General features: G+C 59.4%; 8 protein-coding genes and 2 pseudogenes. 5 read left to right on the top strand and 5 right to left on the bottom strand.

The window, feature by feature from the left end; translation table 11 throughout:
- Window positions 1–94 precede the first annotated feature (94 nt).
- From NXC24_RS26305 to NXC24_RS26290, 4 genes are all read right to left on the bottom strand, one after another.
- Window positions 95–946, bottom strand: coding sequence for an alpha/beta hydrolase (locus NXC24_RS26305; RefSeq protein WP_245464157.1), 852 nt, complete (start codon window positions 944–946; stop codon window positions 95–97).
- A gap of 210 nt (window positions 947–1156) precedes the next feature.
- Window positions 1157–3436 (bottom strand): xanthine dehydrogenase family protein molybdopterin-binding subunit, encoded by a 2280-nt coding sequence (locus tag NXC24_RS26300; RefSeq protein WP_104826343.1) that lies wholly within the window; start codon window positions 3434–3436, stop codon window positions 1157–1159.
- A 2-nt stretch (window positions 3437–3438) separates the two neighbouring features.
- Window positions 3439–4452 (bottom strand): xanthine dehydrogenase family protein subunit M, encoded by a 1014-nt coding sequence (locus tag NXC24_RS26295; RefSeq protein ID WP_104826342.1) that lies wholly within the window; start codon window positions 4450–4452, stop codon window positions 3439–3441.
- A 2-nt stretch (window positions 4453–4454) separates the two neighbouring features.
- Window positions 4455–5078 (bottom strand): (2Fe-2S)-binding protein, encoded by a 624-nt coding sequence (locus NXC24_RS26290; protein ID WP_104826341.1) that lies wholly within the window; start codon window positions 5076–5078, stop codon window positions 4455–4457.
- A gap of 418 nt (window positions 5079–5496) precedes the next feature.
- On the opposite strand from NXC24_RS26290, the gene NXC24_RS26285 reads away from it, so the two are divergent.
- Entirely contained in the window at window positions 5497–5727 is a 231-nt protein-coding gene (locus NXC24_RS26285) for a hypothetical protein (RefSeq protein ID WP_104826340.1), read from the top strand.
- Window positions 5728–7091: 1364 nt separating this feature from the next.
- Window positions 7092–8178 (top strand): annotated as a pseudogene (dinB, locus tag NXC24_RS26275) (DNA polymerase IV).
- Here the strand turns inward: dinB and NXC24_RS26270 are convergent.
- A pseudogene (locus NXC24_RS26270) lies at window positions 8175–8693 on the bottom strand (SOS response-associated peptidase). The pseudogenes dinB and NXC24_RS26270 overlap by 4 nt on opposite strands.
- 587 nt (window positions 8694–9280) lie before the next feature.
- Here NXC24_RS26270 and NXC24_RS26260 point away from each other — a divergent pair.
- From NXC24_RS26260 to NXC24_RS26250, 3 genes are read left to right on the top strand one after another with little or no spacing between them, the layout of a single operon-like run.
- On the top strand, window positions 9281–9940 hold the full coding sequence (locus NXC24_RS26260; RefSeq protein WP_104826338.1) for an ABC transporter ATP-binding protein: 660 nt from the start codon (window positions 9281–9283) through the stop codon (window positions 9938–9940).
- Window positions 9937–12345: an FtsX-like permease family protein gene (locus NXC24_RS26255; protein WP_104826337.1), complete on the top strand. Its 2409-nt coding sequence runs from the start codon at window positions 9937–9939 to the stop codon at window positions 12343–12345. Before NXC24_RS26260 ends, NXC24_RS26255 begins: the two co-directional genes overlap by 4 nt.
- Entirely contained in the window at window positions 12335–13411 is a 1077-nt protein-coding gene (locus NXC24_RS26250; protein ID WP_104826336.1) for a lipocalin-like domain-containing protein, read from the top strand. Before NXC24_RS26255 ends, NXC24_RS26250 begins: the two co-directional genes overlap by 11 nt.
- The last annotated feature ends 392 nt before the right edge of the window (window positions 13412–13803 follow it).

Here is a 13803-nt window from a genome sequence, read left to right as displayed (position 1 = left end):
GTTCCATCTTCAAAGACCCAATCCGCGTCAGGCGCAAACGTCCGACGTTCAGAATATCCAGAGGCGCCCGTGGCAATATGCGCGGCGACGTCCCTCAGTGGTGGTCGAAAAAAAGTAGTAGCGAATTCGCTAGATCGACGGGATTCTCTTCAGCGACATGGTGTCCGCTTTTGATGCCGTGGCCTGTGACATTCGTCGCCCAAGATCGCCAAATTTCTCGCGGGTCACCGAAGAAATCTTCCAGATCGTCCCGTGTCGACCAAAGGCAGAGCAGCGGACACGCAATCCGTCTTTCAGCAGCCCGGTCCCGTAGTTCGTCTTCCCGATCGACTGTCAATCCAGCCCTGTAGTCCTCGATCATTCCATGGACGACCGCCGGACTGTGGATCGCGGTCATCAGATCCGCGTAGGCTTCCTCGCCCATGAAATCCGGCCGTATCGTCTTATACCATGCCTTCGGGTCGGCATTGATCGCCAGTTCCGGCTTTTCCGGCTGTGCGAAGAAGAACCAGTGGAACCAGTCGCGCGCGAATTGCCAATCCATTCGTTCGAGATGCTCTATGATCGGGATGCTGTCTATCACGACGACCTTGGTGACGATCTCCGGATAATCCATGGCAAGACGGTAAGCCACGTAGCTGCCTCGGTCATGTCCCGCCACCCCAAATGTCCGATACCCTAGCGCTCGCATCAGTTCTACACAGTCAAGCGATTTCGCCCGTTTTGATGAATGGCGGCTGTCTTCGCTATCAAGAGGTTGGAAGGACTGTCCAAATCCCCTGAGATCCGGACAGACGATCGTGAAGCGCGCAGACAAGAGATCCGCGACATGGCCCCAGGTCATATGTGTTCGTGGGTGGCCATGAAGCAGCAGCAATGGCGGGCCGTGGCCGCCATGACGCACACGCAAAAGGCCCTGCCCCACGTCGACATAATCGAGTGCCATTCCGCTGAACACTCCAGCCTCCCTGCATATTCAGTCGACTGCTCTTACGTTTACCGCGTCGAATTGTTCCGTCTTCGCGGATCCTCCCGCGTGCAAATGCGTCACAAGTTGCCTACGACAGACTTGTCCGCGGGGCGTTCCGATCGCCTTGCCGTTCCGGTATTCCCCCGCTGCATACTCAATCGTCTCCCTCGGCCATCCTCCGCGCACTCAGGTGATCAAGCTTTCAATCCGGATTGGCAATTCACGGATGCGCTTGCCCGTGGCATTATAGACAGCGCTGGCAATTGCCGCCGCAGTGCCGACATTGCCGAGTTCGCCCAAGCCCTTGACGCCGGCGGGATTCACCTCGTCGTCGACCTCGGGCACGAGGATGACCTTCAGATCCTTGACATCGGCATTGACGGGCACGAGGTAGTCCTGCAGATCGCGGTTGACGACGCGCGCCTCGCGGCGATCAAATTCGGTCGCCTCGTGCAAGGCAGAGGAAATGCCCCAGATCATCCCGCCCATGAGCTGGCTGCGGGCGGTGCGAGTATTCATGATCCGGCCGGCGGCGAAGGCGCCGACGATGCGTGGCACGCGGATTTCGCGTGTGCGCCTGTGGATGCGGACTTCGACAAACTCGGCCCCGAAGGAATATTTGACCTTCTCGCCCGAGCCACCGGCCACCATCTCCAACTTACCCTTGTAGAGATTGGCGACGCCCTGCGGGCTCGCTCCGTCCGGCAGGAATTCGCTATATTGCTCGATCGCGCCCTCACCGCTGCGCTGCAGGGCGTCGATGATGTCCTCGCTTGCCGTGGCAGAGACGATCTTGCCGTCGTGCATTGTCAGGCCGGTAGTCGCCTGCCCGGCGAATGGCCCATCATTTGCGGTCACCGCGGCATGGAGGAGTTTGCTGCGGATCGCTTCGCAAGCCTTCATCACCGCCGAACAGACGCTAGCCGTCGAATTTGAACCGCCGGCCACCGGCGCCGGCGGCAGCGACGTATCGCCCATTTCAACATCGACATTCTCGACGGGAACGCCGAGTATTTCCGCTGCCGTTTGCGCGGCGACGGTACGCACGCCCGTCCCAATCTCGTGCGACGCCGTCTGCACCCGGACGCGACCATCGCCGGTAAGCCGCACCCGGACAGCGCATGGCGCAACATTGGTGGGATAAACCGCACTAGCGCAGCCCATGCCGATCAGCCAATCGCCGTCGCTCATCGAACCCGGTTCGGGTTTGCGCGCCGACCAGCCGAACTCCTTCGCTGCTTCGTCAAAACATTGCACGAGGGAACGGCTGGTGAAGGGGCGTTTCTTGATCGGTTCGGCCTTGGCGTCATTGATGCGGCGGAATTCGACCGGATCCAAGCCGAGCGCCACGGCCATTTCGTCCATGGCATTTTCCAGCGCATAGATATAAGGCGTCTCCGGCGGCGAGCGCATGTAGCCCGGCGTCGGCCGGTCGGCCTTGACCAGCGATACCTTGGTTAGCACGGAGGCGTAGTCATACATGCTGGCCGTCGCCTCGGTGCCAGCAACTGCGTAAGGGTCCGGCCGCGACGTAACCTCCCACGCCTCGTGCTTGAAGGCGGTAATCTTGCCGTCCTTCGTCGCGCCCATGGCAATGTGATGCCTCGTCTCGGCGCGATAGGTCTGCGTCGTGAACGCCTGCATGCGCGAGACGACGCAGCGGATCGGCCGTCCGAGCTTCTTCGCCGCATAGGCGATGATCGCCGTACGTGGCGTGATCGGCCCCTTGGAACCGAAAGCGCCGCCGATAAAGGGACTGACGACACGAACGTGATCAGGATCGATCATCAGCTCCTTGGCGATCTCTATTTTCCAGCCGCTCACGTTCTGGCTGGGTTCGTGGATCACGACCTCCTCACCATTCCAGATCGCCGTTGTCGAAAAGAGCTCGATCGGATTGTGATGCTGCGTCGGCATCAGGTATTCCGCGTCGATCTTCACCTCGGCAACAGCGAAATTCCTGTCAAAGTCACCGACTTTTGGGTCTTCCTTGTGTCGCTCGGACACGTCCTTTGCCGCGACCGTCTCAACGCCGGCGGAACCGAATGTCGTACTCGGCTCTTGCTTGAGATAGTCGGCCTTGACCAGCATCGCGCCTTCGCGCGCTGCCTCGAACGTCTCGCCGACCACGACAGCGATGATCTCGCCATCGTGCTGGATCGTCGAATCCTGCAGCGGCGCGATCGAGGTTGCAGTCGAGCCTCCGAACTTAGGTCTGGCGACCTTGCCCTTCACATCCGCCTGGGTGATCACATCGATCACCCCCGGCACCTTGCGTGCCATGTCTGTCTCAAGCGATTTCAGCGTGCCGCGGGCAATCGTGCTTGTCACCAGCACACCATAAGCGAGATTGGAGACGGGAATATCGGCGGGATAACGAGCTTTGCCCGTGACCTTCAGCCGACCGTCGACGCGAACGACCGGCTCGCCCATGTTCTCTTTTGGGGTCGGTGCTGCTTCGATCATGATCAGACCCTCATGTCATTGGTTTCGAGGAGCGCCCGGACCAATGTCTGCTGGCCGAGCGCGATCTTGAAAGCATTGTGCTGCCGGGATTTTGCTCCAGCGAAGGCAGAGGCTGCCGCCTTGGTTGCCATTTCTTCGTTCAGCGTCTGGCCCTTGAGCGCCTCTTCCGCCTCTCTTGCGCGCCATGGCACTGTGGCGAGGCCGCCGAGACCGATGCGGACGTCCCGCACCCGGCCGTCCGCGACATCGAGGGCAACTGCGACGGAGGCAAGTGCGAATGCATAGGATTGCCGGTCGCGGATCTTGAGGTAGCGCGAGCGTGTCATCCATGGCTCGATCGGGATTGTGATTGCGGTGATCACGTCGTCGGCCTGGAGATTGGTTTCGATCTCCGGCGTGTCAGCCGGCAGACGATGCAAGTCCGCGAATGCTATGCGCCGCTTACCGCCATGTCCCGCAACCTCGACAATGGCATCCAGCGCCACCAGCGCCTGGGCAAAATCGCCATGATAGGTGGCGATACAGGCGTCACTACCGCCGAGCACGGCATGCTGGCGATTGAAGCCTTCGAGCGCCGCGCAGCCGGAACCCGGATTGCGTCTGTTGCATGGCCAGGACGTCTCCCGGAAATACTCGCAGCGCGTCCGCTGCAGGACATTGCCGCCGATGCTCGCCATGTTGCGGATCTGGCGCGAGGCGGCAAGTCTCAGACTATCGGTAAGCACAGGAGCGCGCTGTTGAATATCCTTGTTGTCTTCGACTTCGGCCATGCGTGACAAGGCGCCGAGGCGGATCTGGCGGTCAGAGACGGTGACGGAGCGGAGCTCGCTCTCCTCCAAGCCATTGAGGTCAATGAGTTCGGCCGGCCGTGTGACGCCGAGCTTCATGTAGTCGAGCATATTGGTGCCGCCGGCGATGAACTGGGCATTGGCCCGCGTCGGTTCTCTTCGGTCATTGCGTCCGAGAGCTATGGCGCCATCGACGTTAGCCGGTTTCTGGTAACTAAAGGGAAGCATGATCAGGCCCTCCCCATTTTGTCACGGGCCTGTTTCACCGCTGCAACGATGTTGGGATAGGCGGCACAGCGACAAAGATTGCCGCTCATATATTCACGGATATCATCGTCGGTCGAGGCGTGACCTTCATTGATACAGGCGATGCCCGAGAGGATTTGCCCCGGCGTGCAATAACCACACTGGAAGGCGTCATGATCCAGGAAAGCCTGTTGCATCGGATGCAATTCACCACCAGCGCTTTCGAGGCCCTCGATGGTCGTAATCTGTTTGCCTTGGTTCATGACGGCAAAGCTCATGCAGGAAAGCTGCCGCTTGCCGTCGACGAGAACTGTGCAGGCGCCGCACTGGCCATGGTCGCAGCCTTTTTTGGTCCCGGTCAGCCCGGCCGTATCTCGCAATGCATCCAGCAGGCTCGCTCGCACGTCAACATCAAGCTTATACTGCTGCCGGTTGATGGTGAGCGAGATGGACGCAGTACCATATGCTTTCACCGTCTGGACGGCACTCGGCGCCGCCGATGCATCACTGCCCCATACCAAGGGTACGGTGGCGACGCCGAACAAGGTTCCCTTGATCAGGGCGCGGCGGTTGAAATCGAGCGTGGAATCATGAGCGGCTTCGGTCATCGTGCACGTCCTTTTAATTTCAGGTGGCATGGCCGGTACGCCTTCGGGCCGGCTTGACGGTCAGAACTTCAGAGGCGCGGATGCGTTCCCAACAAAGTTCCCCTGCGTCATCTTGGTCGCGCAAATTTGAACATCAGCCGATTGCTGAGCGCCACCGCGGGCGCGGCGAGGACAAGTTCGCCCACCGCGCTGCAACCGACCCTTGTCACTTCAGTCGCATCACTGAGGCTGGTGCGCCGAATAACGACAAGTTTCGCTTAGTGCACGATATGTGATGCCTCGAAAACGAACGGCTTGCTAGCCGCGATCAGCCGAGCCGCCTCCTCGGTCGATTTGTCAGAGAGATCAAAACGGCGTAACGTGACAATCGGCGCGGCGACTAGATATCCAGGTCCGTTTGCCTCTGGAACGCACATTAATGTTGCTCTCCAACTTACTTACCCTCGAAGATGATGAAGTCGAGATAGTTGCGACGGTCGTCAAACTCTGGTGCGAAAAGAACCACGTTGACCTCGACAGCGATTGTGGGAAGTCTGCAATGGCCGCTGCGGTTAACCGCGTAGTCGCCGGTGAGAAAACGCCTGAGGCGCTTTACGAGGCGATTGCGATCCAAATGCACATCGAGCAGTATAAAAATCCACTCATTTGAATTCGCGAAATCGCTCGCATGGAGCACGCCAGGGCGGCCAGAGCCTCTGGCTTGCTGATTGTCCTCCCGAGCGCAAAGTGAGTGAGAGGCGCGTGTGGGTGAAGCGAGAAAAAGAAAGAAATCTTCGCAGGTCTTTTCCAGACGTGTGGATACACCGCCGCCAGTCCTTTACGCGAAACTTGAGTTACTGCTGGCGGCAGTTGCTGTCAAAGCCAAGTAGGCGTCGACATTACGGGAAGCGGGAGCGCTGTTTCCCTGAGTAATTCAACATTTTCGGCCAGCTGTTATTCCATAAAATATGCTCGAAAAATTCCTATGGACCTGCCGAAATCTGCAACACGATTCCGCGATTTCGTACCCGGTCCGTTATTTCTCTTTTTGTGGCATTCTCAAAACCGCAGATGGGCCGGTCGGTTCAGAAAGAACCTTGTGTCGTCTCGCCGCCATCATCGGTTACCGACAGGAGCGTGACGGATGATCTGCGCGGGTCAGTGGGATGGGGTCGTACAGAGAGTGACTATGAAGAGCGACAGCTAATTTGCGTTGAAGGCATGGGCTCAAGCACGCAATGCCCGCAACTCGTAAGACGGCACGCGCCGGCGCGTGCCGTCATCATCCCGATAAGCGGCAACCCTGCTCAAAAGAGGTGGAATAAAATCTACTTCCTCGAAGGTTACGGGGATTGTGTAAAGGACCGCGGCGTTTTCGTTCGCCCATTTCACCTCACGCCTTGTGATGGATGGAGGCGCAACGCTGAGCAGGACACCTAGCGCGGATAGCGCCATCGTCAAAGTGAGCAATGCGAATTCAACTGTCATGACGAACGGCGGAAGCGGTCCCATCAACGCACCAAGGATTGCTCCAGCCAGAAAAACCACAGCCGGAGCAGCCATAGACCAGATTGTTATCGGCGAGCGGAGCACATAATTCAACATAGCGGCAACTATCCTTAATGCTGGGATTTTGCAGAAAATTGATCAGAACGGCGACTGCGCAAGCAGCCAATCCCGACGATAGCCCACACTTCCAGGCGACCGTCAGAGCGCGACCTCATCGATTCTGACAAGTTCGGCGCCTAACGTGCAGTTGGCCAAGCGCATTTGTTCGTAGACGGCGGCCCTAAGATTTTGGACCAGACGAAACCGATCAGCGACCTGACGGGCCTGCGGAGGACCCTCCTTGCAGCCTGCGCAAAGAGGCAGCAGCGATCTTGGGCTCACGCCGAGACTAACAGGAGATGGCATATGGACTCGCCCTCACTTGTCATTTTGACCCGGTTGATATCGCGTCGAAGCCTGCTATGTTCTCTTTTTGTTTCGGCGTGAATTTTTCATGTCGACGCAATCGCCATCTTTGAAGCCGTCATGAACGACATGCGCACGGCCATTGCCCGAAAAATCGCCCATATCGACATAGACGCGTTTTATGCGTCGGTCGAGCAGCGCGATAATCCGGATTTGCGCGGCAAACCGCTTGCCTTTGGCGGATCGGCCGCCCGCGGCGTGGTGGCGGCGAGCTACGAAGCTCGCAAATTCGGCGTCCACTCGGCGATGCCGTCGGTCACCGCGAAGCGCAAATGCCCCGACCTGATCTTTGTGCCGCCGCGCTTCGATGTCCACAAGGCGGTCTCTCAGCAGATCCGCGAGATCTTCGCCGAATACACGCCGGTGATCGAACCGCTCTCGCTCGACGAAGCCTATCTCGATGTCACCGAAAATCTAAAGGGCATCGAGACCGCCACCGAGATCGCGTCGGAGATCCGCGCGAGGATTACGCAGGTCACCGGCCTTAACGCCTCGGCCGAGATTTCCTACAACAAGTTCCTCGCCAAGATGGTGAGCGACCTGAACAAGCCAAATGGTCAGGCAGTCATCAGCCCGAAGAAATGGGCCGGACTTCGTCGAGGCCCTTCCCGTCAAGAAATTTCATGGCGTCGGCCCGGCAACGGCCGAAAAAATGCACCGGCTCGGAATAGATACCGGCGCGGACCTCAAGGGAAAGACACTCGAATTCCTAGCCGAGCATTTCGGAAAGTCCGGACCTTATTTCTATGGCATTGCCCGCGGCATCGGCGAGCGTCAAGTCAAGCCGAACCGGGTGCGCAAATCCGTCGGCACCGAGGATACCTTCTCACAAGACCTTCATGCCTATGAGTCCACACGCGAAGGACTTCAGCCGCTGATCGAAAAGGTATGGGGTTATTGCAAGGCCAATGGGATCGGCGCCAAGACGGTGACGCTCAAGGTCAAATACGCCGACTTCAACTAGATCAACCGCAGCAAGACGGTTTCGGCACCTCTGCCAGCGATCACCGATCTGGAGGACATCGTCAGCCTGTTGCTGGCGCCGATCTTTCCGCCTCGAAAGGGCATTCGCCTGCTCGGCGTTACCCTGTCGTCGCTTGAACGATGCACCCCAGCCGCAGAACCGCAGTTGCGCCTGGCACTTTAGATCGTCAGCATCATCTGGGCAGGCGCTCTCCCGTGCTGCTTGACGCGCAGCGTCCCTGCCGGCAACGGCCGCAGGATTTCCTTTTCAGGCAGAAGGCCGTCAAGCCAGACCATGCGTTGGTCTTGTGTCAGCACCGCCATCTGCCGGTCATGGAGGCGCGATATCGGCATTCGCTTCGATGGTCAGGTGGCATAGGCCTCCGGCCAATCCTCAGTCGTCGGCCGCCAGATCCCCGCGAAATAAAACCAGTCGCCATGGGCGAGCGAAAAGCTGAAGCTCCTATGGCGAAACTCCGAGGCCGGCACCAGATAGCGGTGGGTGGGAAATGTCCGTCCTTCCGATCTGACGACGTTCACCGCCCGGGGACCGCCATCGCGAGGGCACAGTCCCTACGGCAGTTCCACCATCTCCACATCGCCGTCATGGCGCTTGATGATGACGCGGCGCTCGTCGAGCGGGGCATCCGACTGGAAAACGGCTGCGTAATTGGTGGCACATATCAAGAACACAAACATTAGACAAGGCCGATGGATAATTGTGTGCGGATAGCCGAAAACTGCTAGTCTCAATGGATGCGCCCAAATGAGACCGAACTTCAGCTGGTCATGCGGCACGTACGCGATGGCGCCATCGTCGCGCGGCAAGCTTTACTTATCAAAAGATTGGTCGCGCTCCGAATCGCGATCACCCTTGAGGCGAGTTGGACGTCGATGCTCCGGTACCCGCAGCCCACGATGTTTGCGAGAAGGACCATAGATGGCCTGACAGTTGACCGCCGTGCGGAAAGCCCAGCAGTGCAAATGGCTCGTTGAAGCCGTGTTGATTATTGAGGCTCCGGACGTGCGGATATCCATCTTGGCCACGGCATGACCGTGAGACGGAATACGGTAAAGCAGACTCTGCAGGAATCTGAAAATTCTACTTGCGAACAGGGCGGGCCATACGTTTGCACTGATGGGTTAGGCCCCTCGCGACGCGGACGCGCAAAACTGAGATGTGCCGTCGCTTGCGTTCACGTCGCGCGGCACTCCCTGATCCATTGCCTCAGGCGGCACATAGCGTCATTTGGTGAAGACCCGACTTTGTCTGAATGGAAGATTGAATGGTTCTGTCCCTGAAAGGCGTCAGCAAGCATTACGAAACGGCGGAGGGCCCTCTGGCCGTCCTCAGTGACGTTGATCTCGACCTCGCAGCGGGGAACAGTCTCGCGCTGACAGGCGAATCCGGCAGCGGGAAGAGCACGCTTCTCCACCTTGCGGCCGGTCTTGACAAGCCGGACCGTGGGCGAATCGAGGTTGCCGGGCAAGCTGTTTCGGAGATGGACGACCGGGGACGAGCCGCTCTGCGACGCGGCATCGTTGGATTGATCTTCCAGCAGTTCAATTTGATTCCGTCTCTTGATGTGGCGGCTAACCTCTCTTTTCACGCGCGTCTGAGCGAGCGCTCGGACCCTGCTTGGGAGACGGAGCTGGCGGAACGATTGGGTCTTTTTTCTGTCATGCGCAGGTACCCCGAGCAACTATCAGGTGGCCAACAGCAGCGCGTCGCGGTCGGCCGAACCTTGGCGAGCAGGCCATCGCTCATCCTGGCGGACGAGCCGACCGGGAATCTCGATGAGGCCAATGGCGACGCCGTCATGACACTGATGTTGGAGTTGATCGCCGAGACCGGCTCTGCGCTGCTGATGGTCACCCACTCGACACGTTTGGCGGGCCGCCTCGATCGACAGGTGAAGCTCACGCAGGGGCGGATCGTCCCATGATCTTCTCCGGCCTGCGTGCTTTGCTTTCGCACTGGCAACGCCACCCGTTGCAGCTAGCAATGCTCTTACTGGGCCTGTCCTTGGCGACCGCCCTCTGGTCGGGCGTCCAGGCGATCAACGGAGAGGCACGCGCGAGCTACGACAGGGCGGCTGCCATACTGGGACAGGACAGGTACGACCAACTTGTTCCCACCAGCGGCGAGGAGGTGAGCCAGGAAACGTTTGCCCGCTTAAGCCGTGCCGGCTGGAAGGTCTCACCCATTGTCGAGGGCGAGTGGCGGATTGGCCCAAGCCGCATCCATCTTATTGGGGTCGACCCCGTGACCTTGCCGACAGGAGCATCGGCCCCAGCTCTGGGTATCACATCCGATCTCCTGGCCTTCATTACACCTCCGGGCCTTCTCTACGTTTCTTCCGAAACTGCCCAGCAACTCAAGGGCAATTCCACGCCGCCTCTCAAGGTCAGTCCGGGGATGCTTCCGAGTATTGCGATCGCCGACATCGGTATTGCCCAGGGTCTGCTGGAAAAGCCTATGCTGGTTTCCCGATTCGTCGTCTCGCCGGACCAGCCAATGGGGAAGCCGGAGCTCTCCGTGGTCGCACCCGAATTGTCGCTCAAAACGCCCGACGTGCAGGGCGACCTCAGCCGGCTGACGGATAGCTTCCACTTGAATCTGACGGCCTTCGGTTTTCTCGCGTTCGCGGTTGGCCTATTCATCGTCTATTCGACGATCGGGCTGGCGTTCGAGCAACGTCGCCCGACGTTCCGGACATTGAGGTCCCTGGGGGTCCCCGCGACGACGCTTATGGGCTTGTTGCTTGTCGAGCTTTTGGTCTTGGCGGTGTTCTCCGGCCTAGTAGGCGTTGCTCTTGGATATATCCTCGCGTCATTCCTTCTGCCCGGCGTCGCCGCGACGATCCGTAGCCTCTACGGCGCGAGCGTCGATGGAGCATTGACGTTCCGAAGCGGTTGGGTCTTGAGCGGAATGGCGATCGCGGTCGCTGGCACGCTCCTGTCTGCGGCGAAAAGTCTCTGGCAGACATCGCGCATGCCACTTCTCGCGCCAGCTCAACCGAGAGCCTGGGCCAGGGCGTCCGAGCGATTGATTTTGGCGCAGTCGGCGGCAGCCCTCGTTCTGCTCATCGCCGCCGCCGCTCTCTCGCAATGGGGCTCCGGGCTTGTCATGGGCTTTGCGGTTCTCGCATGCCTGCTGCTTGGCGCAGCCTTGCTGCTGCCTGGCGTACTCTCGGGCTTTCTCGCTTTGATGTCGCGCACGTCCGCGCGACCCGTAGCCCGCTGGTTTTGGGCCGACACCCGGCAACAGATACCCGGCCTAGCGTTGGCGCTGATGGCACTGCTGATCGCCCTGTCGGCGAATGTGGGGGTCGGCACAATGGTTTCCAGCTTCAGGGAGACCTTTACCGGTTGGCTTGACCAGCGATTAGCCGCCGAGCTCTATCTCACGGCGAGAACGGACGAGGAGGGAGACAGGCTGGCTCGCTGGCTCCGGCCCAGAGTCGATGCGGTCCTTCCGGTTTGGAACGCCGAAGGCGATATCGACGGTCAGCCCGGCCAGGTCTTCGGTGCTGTCAACCATTGGACCTACCGCGATAAATGGCCGCTCCTCGAGGCCGTGCCGGATGCCTGGGACAGGATCGTCAGTGGTGACGCTGCACTGGTCAACGAACAACTGTTTAGACGAGGCCACCATAGTCTCGGCGATATCATCTCGCTGCCACGCGGCTGGAAGGTCCCGATCGTCGGCGTCTACTCGGACTACGGAAATCCCACCGGCCAGGCCATCGTCGCTATCGATGCCCTGACTCATCACTATCCCAACGTCGCGCGCCTGAGGTTTGGCGTGCGCGTTGACCCCCAAAAGGTTTCTGGACTGAGGCGGGAGGTCGTGGACGTCTTCGGACTTCCCCCGCAGAACGTCGTCGATCAGGCGGACCTCAAGCGGCGTTCGGCCGAAGTATTCGAGCAGACGTTCTCGGTGACCGCCGCCTTGAACGTCTTGACCCTTGGCGTGGCTGGGGTCGCGCTCTTCGCGAGCATGACCACGCTCTCGGGAATGAGGCTCCCGCAATTGGCCCCGGTCTGGGCGATGGGTCTGACCCGGCGGCGGCTGGCTCAGCTGGAGCTTTGGCGAACGATGCTGCTTGTCCTCGTAACCTTTGTCCTGGCTATTCCTGTTGGCATCGCGCTCGCCTGGGTGCTTCTCGCCGTAGTGAACGTCGAAGCATTCGGATGGCGGCTGCCTCTTCGTCTTTTCCCGGCAGACTGGCTTAGACTTGGTGGGGTCGCAATTTTGGCGGCGCTTGTTTCCGCCCTCGTTCCATTGCGGCGGCTTTCGAAGGTCACACCCGCCACGCTTTTGAAGGTGTTTGCGAATGAACGCTAAGTTATGTCTCTGCGTCGTCCTGACGTTTTACCTGGCCGAGCTTGGCGTTGCCAAGGCCCAAGGCTTCGCCGGACTTGGCACGAAGGCCGAAGGTTTCGCTCTTCCGACACCTGGCGGCAGGTTCGACTTCCCCAAGGACCATGGCCCACACCCAGATTTCCGAATCGAGTGGTGGTACGTGACGGCAAATCTGAAAGGATCGGACGGCATTGACTACGGCGCGCAATGGACACTTTTTCGGTCGGCTGCCGCGCCTGGCGATAAGTCGGGATGGTCCAGTCCCCAGGTCTGGATGGGCAACGCCGCCGTGACGACGCCCGACAGGCAGTTCTCGGCAGAGCGGCTCGCCCGTGGCGGTGTCGGTCAGGCCGGGGTGAACGCATCTCCCTTTTCCGCATGGATTGATGAATGGAACCTAGCCGCGCGGAAGCCTACGTTGGGAGGAGACGAGCTTTCGCATTTGATGATGTCCGCAACGGGTCCCGATTTCTGGTACCGGTTTGATCTCGATGCGAGCGGGCCGATCGTGCCACAGGGAGACAACGGATTTTCAGTCAAATCGGCAGACGGGCAAGCGAGCTACTATTACTCTCAGCCGTTCTACTCGGTCTCCGGTGCGCTACACCTGCCTGGCAAGGAGGTTGCAGTGACCGGGAAGGCATGGCTGGACCGGGAATGGTCGAGCCAGCCTCTCGCGGCAAACCAGATAGGCTGGGACTGGTTCTCGCTCCATTTTGATAGCGGCGAGAAGTTGATGGGGTTCCGCCTGCGCGATAGTGTTGGCGGAGGCTTTACCTCGGGTACCTGGATATCGGCGCAGGGTAAGCCAACGACGATCCCGCCCAACCAGCTCAGGCTAACGCCCGGAGCTACCGCGTCGGTTGCTGGCCGAAACGTTCCCGTGAGGTGGCGCCTTGAGCTGCCGGAAAGGGGTGTTGATGTGAGTGTGTTCGCCATGAACGACCAGGCGTGGGTGGCAGGCCAGTTTCCTTATTGGGAGGGGCCCGTACGAGCGACAGGGTCATTCAACGGGCTAGGCTATTTAGAGATGACGGGCTATCGGTAGTGAATTCTAGTCTCGACCAGGGTGCATCCCTGAGAGGGAGCCACGTTACTCATTACGTGTCCGGAGCGCCACCCTGCGGCGTCAGGCCCGAGCGTTTTGGTGATTATGCCTGTCGAGACCAACGGCCAAGAGATCACGAGATCGGACCGCTGGTCCTATAATGAACCTCTCTCCGAACCGCAATTTGCAGACTAACCGGGGCTGCGCCTGCGCAACAATTTCAACGAGGACTCCTGCACCGTGAAAGTCTGACGAGGCATCCGCCGAACCCGGCCGGATTTTGGCTCGATTGATGGCCTTGTAACTTTTATTGCTCGTATGCGTTTAGGCTAAGCATGGCGAGAAGTTACAACGCCTCAATCCGCATTCAGCCTTGATCAACTCTCTTCGCT

Source organism: Rhizobium sp. NXC24 (assembly GCF_002944315.1).
GTDB lineage: Bacteria > Pseudomonadota > Alphaproteobacteria > Rhizobiales > Rhizobiaceae > Rhizobium.
Note: the sequence above shows the minus strand (reverse complement) of the source record. Positions and strands in the feature narration are given on the sequence as shown.

Bases quoted from the DNA above. Each gene is read 5' to 3' on its own strand.
- NXC24_RS26295 (WP_104826342.1), bottom strand. From the start codon at position 4,452: ATGCTTCCCTTTAGTTACCAGAAACCGGCTAACGTCGATGGCGCCATA.
- NXC24_RS26305 (WP_245464157.1), bottom strand. From the start codon at position 946: ATGGCACTCGATTATGTCGACGTGGGGCAGGGCCTTTTGCGTGTGCGT.
- NXC24_RS26300 (WP_104826343.1), bottom strand. From the start codon at position 3,436: ATGATCGAAGCAGCACCGACCCCAAAAGAGAACATGGGCGAGCCGGTC.
- NXC24_RS26285 (WP_104826340.1), top strand. From the start codon at position 5,497: ATGTTGCTCTCCAACTTACTTACCCTCGAAGATGATGAAGTCGAGATA.
- NXC24_RS26255 (WP_104826337.1), top strand. From the start codon at position 9,937: ATGATCTTCTCCGGCCTGCGTGCTTTGCTTTCGCACTGGCAACGCCAC.
- NXC24_RS26250 (WP_104826336.1), top strand. From the start codon at position 12,335: ATGAACGCTAAGTTATGTCTCTGCGTCGTCCTGACGTTTTACCTGGCC.
- NXC24_RS26260 (WP_104826338.1), top strand. From the start codon at position 9,281: ATGGTTCTGTCCCTGAAAGGCGTCAGCAAGCATTACGAAACGGCGGAG.
- NXC24_RS26290 (WP_104826341.1), bottom strand. From the start codon at position 5,078: ATGACCGAAGCCGCTCATGATTCCACGCTCGATTTCAACCGCCGCGCC.